The organism is Mariniflexile fucanivorans (genome assembly GCF_004341235.1).
GTDB lineage: Bacteria > Bacteroidota > Bacteroidia > Flavobacteriales > Flavobacteriaceae > Mariniflexile > Mariniflexile fucanivorans.
The window spans coordinates 255,325-275,881 of record NZ_SLUP01000008.1; the positions used below are offsets into that span (position 1 = coordinate 255,325).

At 30.4% G+C, this 20,557-nt stretch carries 19 protein-coding genes and 1 tRNA gene; 18 read left to right on the forward strand and 2 right to left on the reverse strand.

The features are described 5' to 3' along the window. Window positions 1-302 precede the first annotated feature (302 nt). The 18 genes from EV196_RS16470 (at window position 303) to EV196_RS16555 (ending at window position 17,201) form a co-directional block, all read left to right on the forward strand. Window positions 303-896, forward strand: coding sequence for a hypothetical protein (locus tag EV196_RS16470; RefSeq protein WP_132218874.1), 594 nt, complete (start codon window positions 303-305; stop codon window positions 894-896). A 42-nt stretch (window positions 897-938) separates the two neighbouring features. Next, window positions 939-1,142 carry a hypothetical protein gene (locus EV196_RS16475; RefSeq protein WP_132218875.1) on the forward strand — a complete coding sequence of 68 codons (204 nt, stop codon included), beginning with the start codon at window positions 939-941 and terminating at the stop codon, window positions 1,140-1,142. Between the two features lie 11 nt (window positions 1,143-1,153). Then, on the forward strand, window positions 1,154-1,480 hold the full coding sequence (locus tag EV196_RS16480) for a helix-turn-helix domain-containing protein (RefSeq protein ID WP_132218876.1): 327 nt from the start codon (window positions 1,154-1,156) through the stop codon (window positions 1,478-1,480). A 56-nt stretch (window positions 1,481-1,536) separates the two neighbouring features. Continuing rightward, window positions 1,537-1,622: transfer RNA gene (locus tag EV196_RS16485), tRNA-Phe, on the forward strand. A gap of 183 nt (window positions 1,623-1,805) precedes the next feature. Further along, complete coding sequence (locus EV196_RS16490; RefSeq protein ID WP_132218877.1) at window positions 1,806-2,363, forward strand: restriction endonuclease subunit S; 558 nt, start codon at window positions 1,806-1,808, stop codon at window positions 2,361-2,363. 7 nt (window positions 2,364-2,370) lie between these two features. Continuing rightward, window positions 2,371-2,592, forward strand: a complete 222-nt coding sequence (locus EV196_RS16495) for a hypothetical protein (RefSeq protein WP_132218878.1) — start codon at window positions 2,371-2,373, stop codon at window positions 2,590-2,592. Between the two features lie 17 nt (window positions 2,593-2,609). After that, window positions 2,610-4,142, forward strand: a complete 1,533-nt coding sequence (locus EV196_RS16500; protein WP_132218879.1) for a type I restriction-modification system subunit M — start codon at window positions 2,610-2,612, stop codon at window positions 4,140-4,142. A gap of 13 nt (window positions 4,143-4,155) precedes the next feature. After that, window positions 4,156-4,923 (forward strand): metallophosphoesterase, encoded by a 768-nt coding sequence (locus EV196_RS16505; RefSeq protein ID WP_132218880.1) that lies wholly within the window; start codon window positions 4,156-4,158, stop codon window positions 4,921-4,923. Window positions 4,924-5,004: 81 nt separating this feature from the next. Further along, window positions 5,005-6,015, forward strand: a complete 1,011-nt coding sequence (locus EV196_RS16510; protein WP_132218881.1) for a MarR family transcriptional regulator — start codon at window positions 5,005-5,007, stop codon at window positions 6,013-6,015. Next, window positions 6,009-6,779, forward strand: coding sequence for a hypothetical protein (locus EV196_RS16515; protein WP_132218882.1), 771 nt, complete (start codon window positions 6,009-6,011; stop codon window positions 6,777-6,779). Before EV196_RS16510 ends, EV196_RS16515 begins: the two co-directional genes overlap by 7 nt. A gap of 11 nt (window positions 6,780-6,790) precedes the next feature. Next, window positions 6,791-8,071: a nucleotidyltransferase domain-containing protein gene (locus EV196_RS16520; protein ID WP_132218883.1), complete on the forward strand. Its 1,281-nt coding sequence runs from the start codon at window positions 6,791-6,793 to the stop codon at window positions 8,069-8,071. Further along, window positions 8,064-8,495, forward strand: coding sequence for a hypothetical protein (locus tag EV196_RS16525; RefSeq protein WP_207902870.1), 432 nt, complete (start codon window positions 8,064-8,066; stop codon window positions 8,493-8,495). Before EV196_RS16520 ends, EV196_RS16525 begins: the two co-directional genes overlap by 8 nt. Before the next feature lie 9 nt (window positions 8,496-8,504). Further along, window positions 8,505-9,785, forward strand: a complete 1,281-nt coding sequence (locus EV196_RS16530; RefSeq protein WP_132218884.1) for a restriction endonuclease subunit S — start codon at window positions 8,505-8,507, stop codon at window positions 9,783-9,785. Further along, window positions 9,782-10,807: a CBASS cGAMP-activated phospholipase gene (locus tag EV196_RS16535; protein ID WP_132218885.1), complete on the forward strand. Its 1,026-nt coding sequence runs from the start codon at window positions 9,782-9,784 to the stop codon at window positions 10,805-10,807. Before EV196_RS16530 ends, EV196_RS16535 begins: the two co-directional genes overlap by 4 nt. Further along, window positions 10,804-11,556, forward strand: a complete 753-nt coding sequence (locus EV196_RS16540; protein ID WP_132218886.1) for a GGDEF domain-containing protein — start codon at window positions 10,804-10,806, stop codon at window positions 11,554-11,556. Before EV196_RS16535 ends, EV196_RS16540 begins: the two co-directional genes overlap by 4 nt. Before the next feature lies 1 nt (window position 11,557). Further along, window positions 11,558-14,779 carry a type I restriction endonuclease subunit R gene (locus EV196_RS16545; RefSeq protein ID WP_132218887.1) on the forward strand — a complete coding sequence of 1,074 codons (3,222 nt, stop codon included), beginning with the start codon at window positions 11,558-11,560 and terminating at the stop codon, window positions 14,777-14,779. Beyond that, a complete protein-coding gene (locus tag EV196_RS16550) occupies window positions 14,779-15,489 on the forward strand; it encodes a M48 family metallopeptidase (RefSeq protein WP_132218888.1) in 711 nt (236 codons plus the stop codon). Before EV196_RS16545 ends, EV196_RS16550 begins: the two co-directional genes overlap by 1 nt. Before the next feature lie 428 nt (window positions 15,490-15,917). Beyond that, a complete protein-coding gene (locus EV196_RS16555; protein WP_132218889.1) occupies window positions 15,918-17,201 on the forward strand; it encodes a site-specific integrase in 1,284 nt (427 codons plus the stop codon). A gap of 620 nt (window positions 17,202-17,821) precedes the next feature. Here EV196_RS16555 and EV196_RS20295 read toward each other — a convergent pair. Next, a complete protein-coding gene (locus EV196_RS20295) occupies window positions 17,822-18,814 on the reverse strand; it encodes a thioredoxin domain-containing protein (protein ID WP_317128023.1) in 993 nt (330 codons plus the stop codon). 13 nt (window positions 18,815-18,827) lie between these two features. Further along, a complete protein-coding gene (locus EV196_RS20300; protein WP_317128024.1) occupies window positions 18,828-19,910 on the reverse strand; it encodes a thioredoxin domain-containing protein in 1,083 nt (360 codons plus the stop codon). Window positions 19,911-20,557: the final 647 nt, after the last annotated feature.

Consider the following 20,557-nt stretch of genomic DNA (forward strand, 5'->3'; position numbering starts at 1 on the left):
TAGCGTGTTACCCTCTTGCTTCTCCCTTAGATTCTCCCCCTTAGTTTTACAATCACGCTTATACAGAGATTTTTTTATGATAGTATGTACTTTGTATTAAGTAACTTTATACCGCTTTAAAAGTATAATAGAATACTCTCTATGTGAAGCAACGTTAGAATCGAAATGAGAATATGTATGGAGTTGCATCATTAAAAGCAACTTTAAAATTGAGATAAAATCTTAATATAATAATAAAAACAAAAACAAACTTGCATAATATGTAAGTTTTACTTATATTCGTATTTTAATACTGAATAATTATGAATAAAATGTTGTTATTGATGGAGAGTTTGTCCAAAACTATATCATCTTTCTTTGAGAAACCATATGAGGAAGTCATTGTTGATTCTCTTTTAAAAAAGAACGATGTTTTAAGAGGAGGTTATGTTTTGAAGTCTAAAGTTCATAAATACTATGGAGGCGGAATGTCTAGTGATCTAGAAAATTCACTCAGTTGTTTAATTTCCGCAAAGAGTATTCAAGAGGTAAAACTTGATACAAAAAAGAAATCTTTTTTCGAAAAGCTGTCTGAAATACTTATAGGTTCTCCTGATTATGAAGATGTCAAGAAAATATCTCAATATAGTGAAAAGGAGATATTAGCAATATTAAATGATTGGGATTTAGATGCGTATGTCCGTGTTCAGATATCTCAAGATTTTAATGAGATCAGGAATAGTAAGAGGTTGGTACGAACATTAGAGGGGAGAATTAAAAGTATTCTCGGAAATATTCGAAAAAATCTTAGAAATTATAAAGACGTTTTTAAAAGGCAGCATAGCTTTCATTTTAAAAATTTAGATGATTATCATTCTTCAATCTTAATTAACAAGTTCGAGTTAATTAAGGTTTAAAAGTTTAAACCTTAATATTTATTAATAAAATAAATTAAGGTAATGCCACTAAAAGAAGAGTTAAAAAAACAAATAGACGAGGCTATTGCTTCAGAAAACACATCAGATTCAAATAGAAAATTATTAGTCGAGATAAAAGAGGACTTGAATAACGCAAAAAATGAAAAGCAATATTTTTCATTTGCAATAAAAGTTATTGAGTTAATAGGAGCTTTGGCTAAAGTATTTGTTGCAGGGTCTGGTTAAAATTTTAAATTATGGAACTAGGTAAAGTTATTAATCTTTTAATAAAGAAAAGAGGATTAACTCAGGTTGAAGTAGCAAATCGAATAGGAAAAAGCACTACAGCATTATCCCAAATTATTAAGGGTAGTTATAATCCTAACCCAGATACATTAGAAAAAATATGTTTGGTACTTGAAGTGCCTCAGCCAATTTTATATTTTCTAACAATATCAGAAAAAGATATTCCTAAAGATAAGATTGAATTATACAGAATGTTGGCTCCAAGTCTAAAGGATTTTTTAATAAAGATTTTTGGAGAAGAAAGTGTTGAACTTAAGGAAGGGGTTAGTTTGAATTAAAGTATTAGCCTAAACATTTCCAAATTTTACTATTAGTAGATAAATAATATTATAATATAGATGGCTCGAGTGGTTTATGGCACTTGATTGAAAATCAAGCATAAGGGAAACTTTATCGGGAGTTCGAATCTCCCTCTATCCGCAGATACGTTAGTATTATAGCCCGCAATCATAAATTGCGGGCTTGTTGGTTTTATAATAACATATTTTAAAAATAAAGATACTTATTTCTATTTTTGAATAATTCTACAATATTAAAAATAATTTGTATTCTTTATTTTTATATATTTGCATCAGAAATGAATAATATTACAAATATAATCTAATGCAATTAAAAATAAAAGAAATAGCAAATATTCAGTTCGGTTATTATGGTAGGCCTAGTAATGACGGTACGATTCCCTATTTGCAAGCAAAGCATTTTAATGAATTTGGTCAATATATAGGTGAAGATGAAACTACTTTAGAAGAGGATGATAAATCAATAACTAATCTTTTACAAAATGATGACATTTTATTTGTTGCCAAAGGATTTCGATTTTTTTCTACAATTTATAAAAAGGAGTTTGGTAAAGCAATTGCATCATCTATATTTTTTATTTTAAGAGTTGATAAATCTAAAATCATTCCTGAATATTTGGTTTCAGTTTTAAATCTACCAAAAAACTTGATGTATTTTCAACAATCTGCTTCTGGTAGTTCTATACCTTCTATCCGAAAAAGTGAGTTGGCAGATTTTACTTTTAATTTAATTCCTATTGCTGAACAATTAAAAGTGGTAGAAATTCAAAAGCTTTATCTAAAAGATATTGATATAACTAACAATATAATAAAAGAGAAACAAAAACTATTTCAATCAACAATTTCAACAATAATAAAATAAAAACAACATGGCAAAAGTAAAAAACGATGCTCCTGGTATGAAAGGAGAAAGAAGCAGAAATGAAACTGGCGAATTAAGACAAAAAAGAAGTGATACACATATTGGTACTATTGAAAAAAATTATAACATCAACTTAAATGTTAGAAGCGATATGCATCTTGGTACTTATTTAGAAAAGAATAATATTGCTTCTTTAAATGATTTGATAAACGATAAAAACAATAAATAGAAAATAAAATACAGAAAATGGGTAATACTAAAATTACACAAAGAGAAATCAACAATATAGTTTGGAAAGCCTGTGATAGTTTACGACCTGTAATGGGAAGTGAACAATACAAAGATTACATACTTACACTTTTGTTTATAAAATATCTATCGGATGTTTGGAAAGATAAAGTAGCTCAATACCGTATTAAATATCCAGATAACGAAGAAATGGTGCAACGTCAATTAAAAAGAGAGCGTTTTATTTTGCCTGATGTTAGTAATTTCGACTATCTTTTTCAAAACCGCAATGAAGCTAATGTTGGTGAAATTATTGATATTGGATTAACAGCTTTAGAGGATGCAAATCGTGCCAAATTAGCAATGGTATTTCGTAGTATTTCATTCAATTCCGAAACGGTGTTTGGTCAAACAAAACAACGCAATGCAATAATGAAAAACTTATTGGTTGATTTTTCTGAATTAGATTTACAACCATCACATTTAGAAGGTAATGATGTTATTGGAGATAGTTATGAATTTCTAATTTCAAAATTTGCAGGGGAAAGTGGTAAGAAGTCTGGTGAATTTTATACTCCAAGCGAAATAAGTACACTGCTTGCAAAATTAGTAGATCCACAATCAGGTAATAGAATTTGTGATCCTGCATGTGGTTCGGGTTCATTATTGATTAAAGTAGCTAATGAAATAGAAGGAAAAAACTATTCTCTTTATGGTCAAGAAAACAATGGTAGTACATGGGCTTTGTGTCGTATGAACATGTTTTTGCATGAACAAGACAGTGCTACTATAGAATGGGGGGATACAATTAACAATCCCAAACTATTAGAGAAAGATAATCTAATGAAATTTAATATTGTAGTTGCAAATCCACCTTTTTCGCTTGATAAATGGGGCGCAGATACAGCAGCCTCTGATCAGTTTAACCGCTTCCATAGAGGTGTGCCACCAAAAAGTAAAGGAGATTATGCGTTTATAAGTCATATGGTAGAAACCACCTATGAAGATGTAGGTAAAGTGGGTGTAATTGTACCTCATGGAGTATTATTTCGTAGCAGTAGTGAAGGTAAAATTCGTAAGCAATTAATAGATGAAAACTTATTAGAGGCTGTTATTGGGTTACCTGCTAATTTGTTTTTTGGCACAGGAATTCCAGCTGCTATTTTAATTTTTAATAGAGGAAAAGGAATAAACAAAGACATTTTATTTATTGATGCGAGTAGTGAGTTTGAAAACGAAAAGAATCAAAATAAATTAAGAGAAAAAGATATTGAACATATTGTTACAGCTTATAAATCATTTAAAGAAGCTAAACCACTAACATCTGAAAAAGGCATTGTATTAGAAGATAAATACAGCTATCGTGCTACGATTGCTGATATTGTTGAAAATGATTACAATCTTAATATTCCTCGTTATGTAGATACATTTGAAGAAGAAGAAGAAGTGGATATAAAAGCTACACACAACAATATTAAAGAATTAAAAAAACAACTTACTGAAGTAGAAAACCAAATGGAAAACTACTTAAAAGAATTGAATTTAATTTAAAAGAGCCAAAAGAATGAATGTCAATAAGATACAATATGCATCTGACCTACATTTGGAATTCCCCAAAAATAAGGAATTCTTTAATGCAAATCCGTTAGTTCCTAGTGGGGATATATTGATTTTGGCAGGAGATATTGTTCCTTTTGTTGTCTTGGATAAACATCAAGACTTTTTTAGCTTCTTATCTGATAATTTTCAAATGACTTATTGGATTCCAGGCAATCACGAATATTATTATTTTGATGCAGCCACAAAGCCCGAAACTTTTTATGAAGAAATCAGGAGTAATGTAATTTTATTAAACAATTCGGTAGTTCACTATCAAAACACAAAATTGATATTTTCTACTTTGTGGTCAAAGATTAGTCTTTCTAATCAGTGGAGTATTGAACGTGGTCTAAGTGATTTTCATGTAATTAATTACCACGGTCATAAGTTAACAACTGATGATTATAATCAATTGCATACTAATTGTATCAACTTTATTAATCAAGAATTGCAGAAGAATGATGCTGATAAAACAATTGTAGTAACGCATCATGTTCCTACATTCAAAAAGTATCCTAAGATATATAAAAATAGTGCCTTAAATGAAGCTTTTGCAGTAGAGCTTTTTGATGTTATCGAAGCGTCTAATGTAGATTATTGGATTTATGGACACAGTCATCATAATACTAAAGATTTCAAAATTGGTAGAACTCAAATGAGAACTAATCAATTAGGATATATACAACGAAATGAAAACGAGCGTTTTGATCCTAAAAAATATTTTAATATATGATTTTCAATATAATAAAGTTATATTTGCACAATAAAGTTAATCACTTTATTGATTGTTTTTGACTTTATTAAGGTATAAATTATGAAGAAAGCTATTAATTATATCAACGAAACACTAGGCATAAATGCCATAGTAAATCCAATTCAGAATAAAGATTTGGGGAACTTGCCTATGTATTTTTCTAAAGCGTATAAGCTATATGGTACTACAATTTTTGATAAAAACATAGTATTGGTAGAACTAAAAAACGAGGATGATTTAAGTATTCTTCAAGCAGATAAGCACTTACTGCTACTTAAAAACACCTGGAATAAAACAGTAGTGCTAGTGCTAGACACTATTTTATCTTACAACAGAAATCGATTAATTGAAAAAAGAATCAACTTTATTGTTCCAGGAAAGCAATTGTTTTTACCGGAACTATTGATCAATTTAAGCGAAAATTATTCACTACCAAAATCAAAACAGAAAAGCGAGACATTAATGCCTTCGGCGCAATTGCTATTGCTTTATCATATTATCCATAGGTATAACAAATGGCAAATTGAAGAACATGCTTTTAATGAAATTGCCGATAAGCTAAACTATTCGCCAATGGCAATTACAAATGCTGTAGAAGATTTAAAACAACATGAATTTATTGATGTAAACGGGGAAAAAGAAAAGTACATCAAGTTTAAATATGAAAGAAGTGAATTGTGGTACTATGCACAAGAACAAAAGCTATTAGTAAGTCCAATAATAAAAACAGTTTATGTAGATGTATTGCCAAGCGATAGTTTTATGTTAAAATCCAATGCTTCTGCCATGCCAGAATACACAAGCTTAAACCCAAGCAGACAAGATTATTATGCCATAGAAAAAAACACTTTTTATGCCTTAAAAAGAAACAATCGTTTAGTAAATGCAAATGATCGAGAAGGTCAATTTGCCATTGAAGTATGGAAATACAACCCATTAACAATAGCAGAAGAAATGGATAATGACCTAGTTGTAGTTGATCCACTATCTTTATATTTAAGCTTAAAAGATAGTCATGATGAACGTGTAGAAATGGGATTAGAACAAATAATTGAAAAATATATATGGTAGTAGGATTAGAGGTTTTTAGCCTACATTTTAAAGATTTTCAAGATAGTTACATCATCATTGGTGGAACAGCTTGCGATATTATTATAGAAGGAGCAGGTTTTACACCGCGTGCTACCGATGATATTGATATGATATTGATTGTTGAAGCTTTGTCCCCAGAGTTTGTAACCAAGTTTTGGGAATTTATTAAGCTCGGAAAATATGCTGTACAACAAAAAAATCAAGAAGAAAGAAACTGCTACCGTTTTGCAAGTCCTGCCAATCCAGATTATCCAAAACAACTCGAATTGTTTTGCAAAGTTCCAGATGTTATCGATGCCAATGAAGGCGCACATCTAACCCCAATTCCAGTAGAAGAAGGTTTATCCAGTTTGTCAGCCATATTGCTAGACGAAAACTATTATAACTATACCATAGAGCATAGCGAAGTGAAAGAAGGGGTGCATTTTGCAATACCACAAACTTTAATTTGCCTAAAAGCTTTTGCCTTTTTAAACAATACTGAAAGAAAAGCAGCAGGTCAAAATGTGAGAACAGTAGATATCAAAAAACACAAAAATGATGTGTTTAGAATGGTAATGATGCTCACAGAAAACGACCGTTTCGTTTTGCCTGGTACCATTAAAGCCGATTTGAAAAAGTTTGTTGACACTATAAAAGACGATTTACCAAGTACAGATACATTAACATCCAATGGATTTGGAAACCAAGACATGAACCAAATTTTTAACAAATTAATACAAGCTTTTCAATTAACATTATAATATTAAAAAAAATGGCTATAACTACACAACAAAAAAAAGAATTAGAAGAAATATTAGATGTCCTAGGAGAAAATTTAAGTATTACTGAAGCACAACATGAAGCTGCAGTAAATAGTTATAAGGCTGTTGGAAATTGGTTGACTAATGATGATTCAGAATTAGCAAACTACAATCCTGTTGTTAGTCCACAGGGTTCATTTATCATTGGAACTTTAATTCAAACTGTAGATCCTGACGGAGATATTGATTTGGATATTGTATGTGAATTAAATGGTAAAAAACAAAGTTGGACCCAAAAGGATGTAAAGGAACTTGTTGGTGATCAACTTCGTAAACATAAAAAGTATGAATCTATTCTTGATGATGAAGGAAGAAGATGTTGGACGTTGAAATATAGAGAAAATGGTAATGCAAATGAAAGGTACCACATGGATATTCTTCCAGCTGTAAACACATCAGGGCATTCAATAATAATGGAAAGAGCTTATTCAAATTTATCCGACCAGAAAATTGAGAGCTTGGTTTTGAGTATTACTGATAAAGAAAAAGTACCAGATTATTATTTATCTACAAACCCATTAAGTTGGTATTTAAGCAATCCATTTGGTTATGCAATATGGTTTATGAAAAGTGCTGAAAATGTTAAAGGTCTTAGAACGAAAACATTCTCATTAAATGAATCTGTAAAACCTACACCAAAATATCAAAAACAGCGATTGCCATTGCAAAGAGCTGTCCAGTTATTAAAAAGACATCGTGATATTATGTTTAAAGATTATTCTGATGAAGATAAAAAAGAAAAACCAATTTCTTGTATTTTAACAACATTAGCAACACATGCTTATAATGGAGAAGATAATATTATGGAGGCATTAATAAATGTTATCAATAATATGGAAAAATTCATAGAGGTTAGGTTAGACGAAAAAACTGGTCAGTACGTCAAATGGATTTCTAATCCTGTAAAAACTTCAGAAAACTTTGCCGATAGATGGGCATTGCCTAATTCTAAAAGAGAAAAGTTTTTCAAAGATTGGATAGAAAAATTAAAACTTGATTTTGGAATTTTTAATGCTCCTTTCAACAGAATTAATTTATCAGAATCATTAAAAAAATCTTTTGGTGATGCTCCTGTAACTAAAACATTCTCTGATATAGGTAATAACATGAGAATATTAACTGAAAACGGAAATAATAATGTTGATAGAAATCTTGGACTAGTTGGAACGGCTGTAACAGGATTAAAAGAAGTGACTAAAGTTCAGCCACATAAATTTTTTGGTAATGAATAAACCACCAAAGCTCACTATTGCGCAACAGTTTGCAGGTTTAAAGAGAGATTATGGTTTTGGAGAAACTAAAATGAGTACATACAGTCAAATAGTTTGGGAGGGTAAATTAAAATCTTCTCCATTGGGTGATGAATACTTGGTTAGAGTTACTTACAAAAAAGGAGACAGTCCTAAAATTTATGTTTTAGAACCTAAAGAACTTAAACTACCCGAAGGGAAAAATAAATTAGAGCATGTATATGACCATAAAAAACAAAAGCTATGTTTGTTTTATCCAAAAGCAAAAGAATGGAATGATACAAAAACAATCACTAGTACAATAATGCCTTGGGCTATGGAGTGGTTGTATCATTATGAAATGTGGCTAATTACTGGCGAGTGGTTAGGTGGTGGAATTCACCCAGGTGGTAATAATTTAAAATAAATCGATTGTATGTTAAAAGAATTTAATAATAAATATAAAGAAACAGCTATTGGTTTAATCCCAAATGATTGGAAAGTTGAAAGATTTGATAGTGTTTTTGAACTATTTTCAACTAATTCATTTTCAAGAGATAACTTGACTTATGATGTGACTTTGAATGAAATTCAAAATATTCATTATGGTGATATTCATTCTAAATTTAAGAGTGAAATATTGGACTGTGAAATTGAAAAACTCCCATATATTAAAGATGAATTAATTCTAAATCAAAAATTTAATTACTTAAAAGATGGAGATTTAATTATAACCGATGCTTCTGAAGATTATGCAGGAGTTGGAGAATGTATTGAAGTAAAAAATATAAAGTCAAAAAAAATAGTTTCAGGGTTACATACTTTTTTAGCAAGAGACATTTCTAATAAAACGGTTCAAGGTTTTAGAACATATATTTTCAACAATCCTAAAGTTGGTGTTGAATTAAAAAAAATAGCGACAGGAACTTCTGTCTACAGCATTTCTAAATCGGAACTTCAAAAGCTTAAAATCCCGATTCCACCTGTAGAAGAACAACAAAAAATAGCAACCATACTATCAACTTGGGATAAAGCGATTGATAATTGCAAATCAATAATTGATAATTTGAAACATAGAAATAATGGCTTAACTCAAAAATTACTTTCTGGAAAAATGAGAGTAAAAGGGTTTAATGAAAAATGGAAAGTTAGAATTATGAGTGAATGTTTAAATTTTACTCCCAGACCAATTTTAAAACCTGTTGAAAATTATTTGGCACTTGGTTTAAGAAGTCACGGAAAGGGGATTTTTCATAAAACTGATTTTGACCCAGCCTCTATTGCAATGGAAACAATGTATGAAGTAAAAGAAAATGATTTAATCATCAATATCACATTTGCTTGGGAACACGCAGTAGCAATAGTTAGTAAAAAAGATGAAAGCGGTTTGGTTTCGCATCGTTTTCCGACATATACATTCAATTCTCAAAATTCAATTCCTGAATATTTTAGACATTTTATTTTACAAAAAAGGTTCAAATTTTTATTGGAACTAATTTCTCCAGGAGGTGCAGGTAGAAACAGGGTAATGAGTAAAACCGATTTTCTAAAATTAGAAATTAAACTTCCCGATGTTGAGGAACAAAAAGCAATTGCAACCATTTTAGATAAAGCATCCGAAGAGCTAAATCAATATCAACAAAAACTTGAAACCTTGCAGTTAGAGAAAAAAGGAATTATGCAGCAGTTATTGACAGGAAAAGTAAGAACAATATGAGCGGGAAAAAATTTAGAGTATTAAGTTTAGATGGAGGTGGTATTCGAGGTATTTTTCCAGCAGTAATTTTAAGTGAAATCGAAAAGGAGCTTAAATCTAAAGAAGTTGAAAATTGGCAAATATATCAGAATGTAGATTTAATTTTTGGCACTTCTACAGGTGGTATTCTTGCATTAGCATTATCTTTAGGGATTCCAGCCGAAGAGATTAAAGACCTTTATTTCAATAATGCTAAAAAAATTTTTGGTAATAAAAAAGGAATTTTAAAATGTCTTAATCATTCCTCACATGATAGAGCAAGCCTTAAATGCTTATTGGAATGTGTGTTTAAAAAATATCACAATAATTCTATTCCTAAACTTAAAGATTGTAAAGTGCCTGTTGGAGTATCAATTTACGATTTAAGTATTGGAAAACCATCTGTTCTAAAAAGTCTTTACCATCACAGATTTACTCGAGACCCTAATCTTCCATTATTAGATGCCGCTTTATCAACTTCATCTGCTCCTACATATTTTGATCCGTATTCAGGTGATATGTATAAAGATATGAAAGGAGATGTTTTACAATTTAAAAATAAAGTAGATGGTGGTGTTTGGGCTAATAATCCCAGTTTAATAGCTTTGATTGAAGCTCAAAAAGCTTTTCAAAAAGAATTAATTGATATTAATTTACTCTCAATTGGTACAGGTGAAAGAATATTTCTAGAGCCTAGTAGAGAAAACAAATTTGGGATTTGGTATTGGATAAATAATAAGCGTAAAAGAATTATAGAGTTATTTATGCAAGGTCAATCTCAACAGGCGGAAAATATTTTAAGCTTGTTAAAAAATGGTATTGATAGACAAGAACCGGATAATTTTGCATACTTAAGACTTAATACATTATTTAAAACTGAGGCAGAAAATATTGAAATGGATGAAACTGACAAAGATCGACTTAAAAACCTTGAGACCCGTGCATTAGAGGTTTATAATGAGAATAAAGTAGAAATTTATAAACTACTTAACATTGAGTTATGAAACATATTAAAAAATCATTTGAAAAATTTAAATCTGAATTATTATCAAAAGGATTTTATGACATTTTCAAAGCAATTTTAATTTTTTCTGGAGGATTGTTATTTACATATTTTGTTAGCTTAATTCCTTTGGTAAAGACTTTTTTATTTTCTGAGATTAAAACACCTTTATATCTGATAATCATTTTAACAATATTCATTATTAGTTTGTTTTTTTTAATATTTAGATATAAATCAAAGCTTGATAATTTAATAAGAGATAATAATATTGATGAATTAACAGGTTTAAAAAATCATAAAGGATTAAAAATTTCATTAGAATCCTTAATTGAAGATTTTAAAGATAATACCAGTATTATCTTAATTGATATTGATAATTTCAAATCCTTTAACACGAAGTATGGCTATGGAGAGGCTGATTTAATATTAAAAAAGGTAGGTGAATTACTTGGCAGTGATAAAAGAGCAACAGATGAAACTTTTCGTTTCTTTCAAAGAGGAGATGAATTTGTTGTTATTGCCAAGGAAACAAATCTTGGTCAAGCTTTACAAGCAGCTGAGCGTAAAAGAAAAATGATCAGTAATAATATTTTTTCAATTGGCGATAATAAACATCGTTTGACCATTTGCTGTGGTGTAACTAGTTTAAAAAGGGAAGATTCAATTGACACTTTAACTGATAGACTATCTAAAGCTTTAAAAGAAGCTAAGAATACAAAAGGTAAAAACAACACTAAATCAATTAGTTAATATGACTCCATCCTACATAGAAGACCACATTAGTCAAATTCCAGCATTGCAGTTACTCATAAAAATGGGATACCAATATGTATCGCCAGAAGAAGCAATGGAGTTACGTGGCGGTAGAACCAGCAATGTACTGCTTGAACCCATTCTTAAAAAACAACTCGAAAAAATTAACAGCATACAATACAAAAACAAAGAGTTCTCTTTTTCAGAGACTAATATCAATACTGCTATTATTGCAATGCGTGAATTACCTATTCAGGATGGTTTTATTAAGGCAAACCAAGAGTTTTATGATTTAATTACATTGGGTAAAAGTTTAGAACAAACTATTTTAAACGATAAAAAAAGTTTTTCTTTTCAATTCATAGATTGGAAAAATATTGAAAATAATATATTTCATGTAACTGAAGAATATGCTGTATTAAGAAGTGAAAGAAATGATACCTATCGTCCAGATATAGTTTTATTTATCAATGGTATTCCAATGGTAATAATAGAATGTAAAAGTAATGTAATAAAGGATCCAGTTAATGAAGCCATTTCGCAACATCTACGAAATCAACAAGAAGATGGAATAAGGGGTTTATATCAGTATTCTAATATAGTGTTTTCTTTAGCTGTAAACGAAGCTAGATATGCGACTACAGCAACACAAAAGGAGTTTTGGAGTGTATGGAAAGAAGTATTTCGTTCTAAAGATGAAGGCATTCATTATGGTGATGCTATTAGACAATTAAAAAATAGTGAATTACCAAATACGGAACGAACCGCTATTTTCAATCAACGATTTAAAAATGTTTTACAATTTTTCAATCAATTAGAAAAAGAAGAAGTAATAGTTACAGAACAAGACAAATTAATTTTTAGTTTATGTCAAAAACAAAGAATATTAGACCTAATATTCAATTATATAGTATATGATGACGGGGTTAAAAAAATAACAAGATACCAACAGTATTTTGCAATAAAAGAAACACTTAAAAAAATTAGTATTCCAGATGCCAATGGAAAACGAATTGGTGGTGTCATTTGGCACACGCAGGGAAGTGGAAAATCATTAACAATGGTCATGTTAGCACAAATGATAGCGACCCAAAAAGACATTAAAAACCCAAAAATCATATTAGTTACAGATAGAATTGATTTAAACACTCAAATTACGGAAACATTTCAAAAGTGCCATGTAGGAGTAGAAGAAGCGCAAACTGGTAAACATTTAGTAGAATTAATCAACAGCCCAACAGACGCTGTAATTACAACATTAATACACAAATTTGAAGCGGCCATAAACCAAACAAAAGAAGGTTTTACTTCTCCAAATATTTTCGTGTTGATTGATGAAGGACACAGAAGCCAGTACGGAACGTTTAATGTGAAAATGCAAAAAGTATTTCCTAAGGCTTGTTTTGTAGCTTTTACAGGAACACCATTAATGAAGAAAGAGAAAAGTACAGCTAATAAATTTGGGGGTCTAATTGATGTATATTCAATAAATGATGCTGTAGAAGATAAAGCTGTAGTGCCATTATTGTATGAAGGAAGGCATAATATTATTGAGGTAAATGATAAGCCATTGGACACTTATTTCGATAGAGTTTCTGAACAAGCAACACTGTATGGAAAAGTGGCATTAAAAAGAAAATTCAGTTCAACTAATCAAATCAATAAAGCAGATCAAGTTGTAGAGGCTAGAGCTTGGGACATTAGTGATCATTTTGTAGATAATATTCAAGGAACAGGATTTAAAGCCCAATTAGTAGCACCTAATAAAACCACAGCAATCAAATACCGAGAATATTTAAAAGAAATAGGTAAGGTAAGTTGTGAAGTATTAATTTCTGCTCCAGATACAAGAGAAAATTATGATGATGCTTTTGAAGAAAATGAAGATGTTGTTTTAAAATTTCATAAAGCAATGATGAGTAAATATGGTAAACAGGAAACCTATGAAAAGTCAGTAATTAGTGCATTTAAAAAACAAGAAAAACCCGAAATTATTATAGTTGTAGATAAATTGCTTACTGGTTTTGATGCACCAAACAATCAAGTATTATATGTAACTAGAGCGTTGAGAGAGCATACTTTATTACAAGCTATTGCTAGAGTAAACAGAGTTGCGCCAGGAAAAGAATATGGATTTATTATTGATTATTTTGGAAATTTAGAAAACCTAGATAGTGCATTAAATACATACAGTGGATTAGATGACTTTGAACAAGAAGAATTAGCTGGAACAATAATAAACATCAATAAGGAAATAGAAAAATTACCACAGGCACATAGTGAATTATGGGATTTATTTAAAACGATAAAAAACAAATACGATGCTGAAGCTTATTCAGAACTATTGAGTGATGATAGTATTAGACATCCTTTTTATGATAAATTATCTGCTTTTATTCGTTTGTTTAAATTAGCAATGGCATCAATAGAATTCAATGATATCGAAAATGAAAAAACCATTGACAGATATAAGAAAGACAGTAAATTTTTCTTGCAACTAAGAGTAGATGTAAAAAGAAGATATTATGACGATATTGATATTTCAGCATTTGAACCTCAAATTCAAAAATTAATAGACAAACATATTACTACTGGAGGAGAAGTTTTAAAAATAACTGAATTAGTTAATATTTTTGATAAAGATAAACGTGAAGCTGAAGTAGAAAAAATGGTTGGTAAAGCTGCTAAAGCAGATCATATAGCAACTCGTACAATTAAAGCGTTAAATATAAAAATGAATGAAGATCCAATCTTCTATAAAAGTTTATCCACATTGATTAGAGAGGCAATAAGCGACTATCATCAACACCGTATTGATGAAGCTTTATATTTGCAAAGAGCTAAAGAATACGAAAATCAATTTCTTACCGGAAAACAAAATAATGTACCAAGCTCTATCCAACAAAAACCAAATGCAATTGCATTTTTTAATTTAATTAATGCAGTATTTGAGAATAGTTTTAATAACACTCCAGAACCAAAAGAAGTACAAGCAAAAACAGCTTTAGAAATAGAAGAATGTATTAAAAGTAGTATTTATGAAAATAATACTCTAATAATTGATTGGCAAACTAATTCGGAAATCGAAAAAGAATTGAAAAACAATCTCGATGATTTACTTTTCGAAAAGCAACAACAATATGATATGCAATTCTCTTTTGATAAAATTGACGAATTAATTGAAGAAGTAATTAAAATCGCTAAACTCAAATATATTTAATGTTACACTCAATCCAAAAAGTAAATTATGGAAGTAAAAGCATTGAGTATAGTTTAACTTTTGCTTCTAGAAAATCATTAGGTATAAAAGTATTGCCTGATGGTTTAGTATCCGTTATTGCTCCAGATGATGCATGTATTGAAGATATTAATAAAAAGGTGAAATCAAAAGCAAAATGGATTCTAAAACAACAAACTTTTTTCTCTAGTTATAAACCTCATACTCCACAACGTAAATATATCAATGGAGAAACACATTTGTTTTTAGGACGGCAATATAAATTACAAATCATTGAAGATACGGTTAATGAAATTAAATTATTTAGAGGTGCAATGATGATGAAAACTAAAAACTGCAATCCTGAATATTTAGAAAAAAAGTTAAACGAATGGTATAAAGAAAAAGCAAATTTTTATTTTGAAGAATTATTAAATAGTTCATTAGAAAAATTTAATAAATATAAAATTGAAAAACCAATTTTAGAAATAAGATTAATGCAAAAGCGTTGGGGTAGCTGTACAAAATCAGGTAAAGTAATTCTAAATACTGAATTAATTAAAGCACCAAAGGGAAGTATAGAGTATGTTGTAATTCACGAACTCTGCCATTTAGTACATTATAGTCATAATAAAGATTTTTATAGACTTCAAAATGAATTATTTCCAGATTGGGAAAAATGGAAAAACAAATTAGAGTATAAACTATCCTAAACAACACGAGTTTTATTATTCTAAGAATATTGAGACTATTCAATGAAATTTGTATCTTTATATCAATAAAAACAAATAAATTTTGTTTTTAAATAGCTCTTTTTGACTTTAGTGTACTATTCGGTGAATCCACTGAAACAAAATCACTTAAAACACTGTAAAACAGTACTTTATAAAACGCAAGGTAATCCTGTCATCCCGACAATTTGGGTATCAATGGATATCAAAACAATGCTAATCAAATGAAATTCAGTATTTTAATATTTTGTTTGAATTCATTTGTATCCATTTGAGTACAAATTTAAAGGTGTCCTATTAGGTGTCCTTTTTTTAAGAAATAATTCCTTAAATTTGTACCATTAGTATTATTTCATCTTTACAGCGATTTGGCTTTCGTTTAACTGATTTATTCATTAAAAACGAAAGTAATGACATTCCTAAAAACCTTCAATGTCCATTTTTGGCTAAAAAGGACGGTCTTCAGAAAAGAAGGAACATTCCCGATTTATGCGAGGATTACAATAGATGGCAAACGTGCCGATCTAAGTACTCAACAAACCACCTTTGAAAATAGCTGGTGCACAAAATCAAGACACATTAAGCCCAAATTTTCAGGGGCTAAAGAAATTAATAATGTCCTTGAAAATATCCATTCCAAAATAGTTTTATGCTATAGGCAACTATCCGACAGCGGCGTTGTTGTTTCTGCACAAGCGGTTAAATTAAGGTATTTGGGAAAGGACAAACCCGTTGCAACAATTCATGACCTCATAAATTATCACAGGAAGAACGATTTGATTTATTTATCTCAAGGAACGGCCAAAAACTATCCCTCTACAGAAAAATATCTTCACAGGTTTATTTTGAATGAGTTTAAGTCATCAGATTATTACCTTAAGAACATCAACTATTCCTTTGTGGCCAGCTTTGAAAGTTACCTGAGACAATGCGAACCTTTAAGAAAGTCGCAGCCTCTGCGAAATAATGGTATAATGAAGCACATGGAACGTTTTCAAAAACTGACGACTTTGGCATTAAAACACGGCTGGGTAAAGAAAAACCCTTTTTCCTTATATCAGTTGAAGTTTGAGGAATTTGATAGTGCCTTTTTGGACCAAACAGAAATTGATAGGGTAAAATTGCTCAATTCAAGCAATGTTTCATTAGAAGATGCTAAGAACATTTTTATCTTTTCTTGCTACACAGGTTTATGTTATATAGAGGTGAAGAACCTTATTGCCAAGAGTATAGTTACAGGTATAGACGGTGAACAATGGATAATGGTCAAGCGCCAAAAACCAAAAACCCCCTTGAAAGTTCCACTTCTGGATGAGGCAAAAAGAATACTGGAGATTTATAGAGATTATCCCTCTGAGCAAAATGGCCATCAGCTTTTACCCGTGCTTAGCCGCCAAAAAGTCAATAAGCATTTAAAGAAAATCGCTGAGTTGTATGGTATTGATAAAAAACTGACGTTCCATGTTGCCCACCATACTTTCGCCACCACGATTACTCTTCTAAACAATGTGCCGCTGGTAACGGTTTCAAATCTTTTGAGCCATAAAAAAATTTCAACGACCCAGAAGTATGCTCGGGTTATTGAAACAAAGATTAGCAGGGATATGTTGAAACTTGCACAGGCATTAAGGGAGATTGAATCGAAAAGAGAAGATGTTGGTTCTGATATTACAAACCATTTAAGAATTCTTTGATGAAAATGTAGTTCAATTTGATTCTGGTAGATATAAATAAAGTGCTCATCCTTTGGTTTAATAGTTCCTTTTTTGTCTTTGACTTATTTGTTTATGCGTCAATATAAAAATGAATTACTGAAATAAAGACAGCTATCCACAGAAATAAAGAAAGCGTAAACTCACGATGTCCAGTCCTGTTCCATCTAATCTATATAAGAGCTATATTTATTATGTTAAGAATAGCTCCAAGATTATTGCTTACCCCGTTTTCATGGACAAACTATCCGTTGATTTTTTAAATTCTACTTTAAATATGAATCTTTAATGCAATTCCGCGCAAATCAGACTTAGTAACTAGGCAAGAAAAAGTTTTTAAAATATAAATGCTGGTGTAGTGGAATTGAAATTTTATAAACTCAAACTTATTTGACGTAATTTTCGAAGGATTTAAATAGAATACTGTCTTTTTCAACTTGTTGTTAAATCTACTTGTAATATATAATAATGAATTTAATCGATGAAGCAGATGTCATGAGAATTGTTGTATTTAATATGTTTAGAGTATCTAAATCTTTGATAAACTATCAACTAACTATTCCATAAAATTTAACCAATTATCAATTCATTCAAGAATGAAATTATTTAAATTTTATTTGTGTCAAGGCTTTTTCAGGGCTTGTTGTCGGTAAATTACAGGTTGAATTGAGGCAGATATAAATATAAGTCTCGTCAGAAACGTATCGATTTTCCAACAAAGACAGATTACTTTCTTTTGTAGAACCAGCTATCAAAATATTTGGCAAATAGTTAGAATTCAGTGATTTCAATTTCTGTTTGGCATCCTTTCCTGAAATGGCAACTTCATAATATGGGTTTGAATAGTTCAAATTAAGTGAAAGCCAATTTGAATAACCTGAAGGAACCGACATGATGTCAGAATACACATTGTTAAGCATTTGTTTAGCCATTTTTGAGTAGGTTTCATTTGAATAATAATGACTTAATTTAAGTAAATTTTTAGCCATTATTGAATTGGAGGATGGGATAACACCATCAATAACTTCCATTTTACGTGTTATTAAATTGGTCTCCAAATTTGAAGTGAAGAATAACATTTTACTCTTGTCGTCCAAGAAATGAGTGATTGTATAATCGGTAAGTTCTTTGGCAGATTGAAGCCATTTTTCGTCAAGAGTGACTTCATAAAGTGTAATAAAAGCTTGGACGACCATCGCGTAATCTTCCGAAAATCCTTCAATTGTGCTTTTACCATTTTTATGGTTACGGAATAATCCACCATCCTTACGGAGTTGATTGGTCTTAATGAAATTGGCATTCTTCAAGGCTTTTTCCAGATACTCTTCATTACCAAAAACACGGTAGGCATCTACATAACCTTTCAACATGAGCGAATTCCATGAAGTCAAAATTTTATCGTCTGTTCTTGGTGGCTTACGTAAGCTTCTGATTTTTAAAAGTTTGATATGCCATTTTGAAACCATGGAAATCAAATCTTCCAATTTGATGGAGTGCTGGCTTGCAAAATCTGCATCGCTTTTCGTTTTGAACAAAATATATTGTCCATCTTCCCATTTTCCAGTGGAATTGATATTGTAATAGTCTTTGAACATGTCAAATTCAGACTTAAAAACTGTTTTTTAATTCAGCTTCTGTCCAACTGTAATAGACACCTTCTTTCAGATTACCGTTTTTGTCTTCGCTATCCGCATCCAAAGAAGAATAGAAACCACCGGATTCATCAGAAAGTTCCACGTTGATAAAATTCAATGTTTGTTCAACAATGTCTTTAAATCTATCATTCTTTGAGATGAGATAGGCATCGGAATATAGACTGACGAGTTGCGCATTGTCATACAGCATCTTTTCAAAATGCGGGATGTGCCATTTTGCATCCACCGAATACCTCGAGAATCCACCACCAATTTGGTCATAGAGTCCTCCATCTGCCATTTTTGTTAAAGCTTTCATAACATAACTTTGCAATTGGGCATCATCATTCTGAAAGCTGTACCTTAAAAGAAAATTCAAATTATTTGGCATTGGAAATTTTGGTGCAGTTGCTTGTCCACCATACTCAAAGTCCAGATTTGATTTCCATGCTTTAATAATCGCACTGAGTTTTTTAGGTGTAAACTTTATATCTTCGGTATTGAGAGACACCAGTTCGGAAGTTTTGATACCATGGGTCAATTTATCAGCGTAATCCATGACTTTTTGAGGGTCATTTTTATATAGGTTTGAAATATCTGTTAGAGCCTTTATCCATTGGTCTTTTGTAAAATAAGTGCCACCAAAAATTGGTCTTCCATCAGGTAGTGTTATGCAATTTAATGGCCATCCTGCGCTTCCAGTCATCAACTGAATGGCGTTCATATATATTTGATCGACATCAGGACGTTCTTCGCGATCGACTTTGATAGATACAAAATTAGCGTTCATCAGTTTGGCGACTGAATCATTTTCAAAACTTTCTTCCTCCATCACGTGACACCAATGACAGGCGGAGTAGCCCACCGAAATAATAATAAGCTTTTCGCTCTTTTTTGCGAGTTCCAAAGTTTCGGAATTCCAAGCTTTCCAATCCACAGGATTAAAGGCGTGTTGCAATAGGTACGGACTCGTTTCATGAATCAAATCATTGACGAATTCCTTATTATCGTTCTTTTTGGAACTGTCTTTATTGGCGCAACCAAAACTGGCTGCCATTGCGCATAGGTATATTAATATACGTTTTAAATTTCAAATTTTATCCAATATACTACTAAAAACAGGAATAGTTTTCATTATATTAAAAGATTTCAGAACAATGCAACACCTGTTATAGGAATTGACACAATTTTATTAGAGTATAAGATTTATGTAATATTTAACCACAACTTAGTAGCTTAAATTTAAAGGTTCAGATTTTTTACATTTAACACTGTGCTTATAGTTTTCATTATTGAAATAAGTTTTTTAAAATTAATAAAATAATGTTCTGTAGAGATGTACTTATATTTTTTTTATAAGGTAAAAAGTATTCTTGTATTAAATAGAACAAGTGCAAAAGGTATGGTGTTTTCAAACAAAACTCTTTCTAGTTACAACCTTAAAAAACATCACTAAATTAAGTAAACGCATCATTTGTTCTATAAGTTGATTAATTTCTGCCATTACTTCTTTAAGCCTAAAACTAATTTTGCACTAAATTATATTTTTCAATAAAACTATAGGTATTTATTTTTTTAAAAAAAGATTTGGGTAGTCAATTGAAGTTTTTAAAGAAGTAAAAATTATTAATTAAATCATAAAACTTGTGTATTACTTAGGATTAGACATAGGGAGTTCATCAATTAAAGCGGCATTAGTAGAAA

What these genes read in the sequence shown, in the direction of transcription:
- EV196_RS16470 (WP_132218874.1), top strand. Translation starts at nt 303, where the DNA reads ATGAATAAAATGTTGTTATTGATGGAGAGTTTGTCCAAAACTATATCA.
- EV196_RS16475 (WP_132218875.1), top strand. Translation starts at nt 939, where the DNA reads ATGCCACTAAAAGAAGAGTTAAAAAAACAAATAGACGAGGCTATTGCT.
- EV196_RS16480 (WP_132218876.1), top strand. Translation starts at nt 1,154, where the DNA reads ATGGAACTAGGTAAAGTTATTAATCTTTTAATAAAGAAAAGAGGATTA.
- EV196_RS16490 (WP_132218877.1), top strand. Translation starts at nt 1,806, where the DNA reads ATGCAATTAAAAATAAAAGAAATAGCAAATATTCAGTTCGGTTATTAT.
- EV196_RS16495 (WP_132218878.1), top strand. Translation starts at nt 2,371, where the DNA reads ATGGCAAAAGTAAAAAACGATGCTCCTGGTATGAAAGGAGAAAGAAGC.
- EV196_RS16500 (WP_132218879.1), top strand. Translation starts at nt 2,610, where the DNA reads ATGGGTAATACTAAAATTACACAAAGAGAAATCAACAATATAGTTTGG.
- EV196_RS16505 (WP_132218880.1), top strand. Translation starts at nt 4,156, where the DNA reads ATGAATGTCAATAAGATACAATATGCATCTGACCTACATTTGGAATTC.
- EV196_RS16510 (WP_132218881.1), top strand. Translation starts at nt 5,005, where the DNA reads ATGAAGAAAGCTATTAATTATATCAACGAAACACTAGGCATAAATGCC.
- EV196_RS16515 (WP_132218882.1), top strand. Translation starts at nt 6,009, where the DNA reads ATGGTAGTAGGATTAGAGGTTTTTAGCCTACATTTTAAAGATTTTCAA.
- EV196_RS16520 (WP_132218883.1), top strand. Translation starts at nt 6,791, where the DNA reads ATGGCTATAACTACACAACAAAAAAAAGAATTAGAAGAAATATTAGAT.
- EV196_RS16525 (WP_207902870.1), top strand. Translation starts at nt 8,064, where the DNA reads ATGAATAAACCACCAAAGCTCACTATTGCGCAACAGTTTGCAGGTTTA.
- EV196_RS16530 (WP_132218884.1), top strand. Translation starts at nt 8,505, where the DNA reads ATGTTAAAAGAATTTAATAATAAATATAAAGAAACAGCTATTGGTTTA.
- EV196_RS16535 (WP_132218885.1), top strand. Translation starts at nt 9,782, where the DNA reads ATGAGCGGGAAAAAATTTAGAGTATTAAGTTTAGATGGAGGTGGTATT.
- EV196_RS16540 (WP_132218886.1), top strand. Translation starts at nt 10,804, where the DNA reads ATGAAACATATTAAAAAATCATTTGAAAAATTTAAATCTGAATTATTA.
- EV196_RS16545 (WP_132218887.1), top strand. Translation starts at nt 11,558, where the DNA reads ATGACTCCATCCTACATAGAAGACCACATTAGTCAAATTCCAGCATTG.
- EV196_RS16550 (WP_132218888.1), top strand. Translation starts at nt 14,779, where the DNA reads ATGTTACACTCAATCCAAAAAGTAAATTATGGAAGTAAAAGCATTGAG.
- EV196_RS16555 (WP_132218889.1), top strand. Translation starts at nt 15,918, where the DNA reads ATGACATTCCTAAAAACCTTCAATGTCCATTTTTGGCTAAAAAGGACG.
- EV196_RS20295 (WP_317128023.1), bottom strand. Translation starts at nt 18,814, where the DNA reads ATGTTCAAAGACTATTACAATATCAATTCCACTGGAAAATGGGAAGAT.
- EV196_RS20300 (WP_317128024.1), bottom strand. Translation starts at nt 19,910, where the DNA reads ATGGCAGCCAGTTTTGGTTGCGCCAATAAAGACAGTTCCAAAAAGAAC.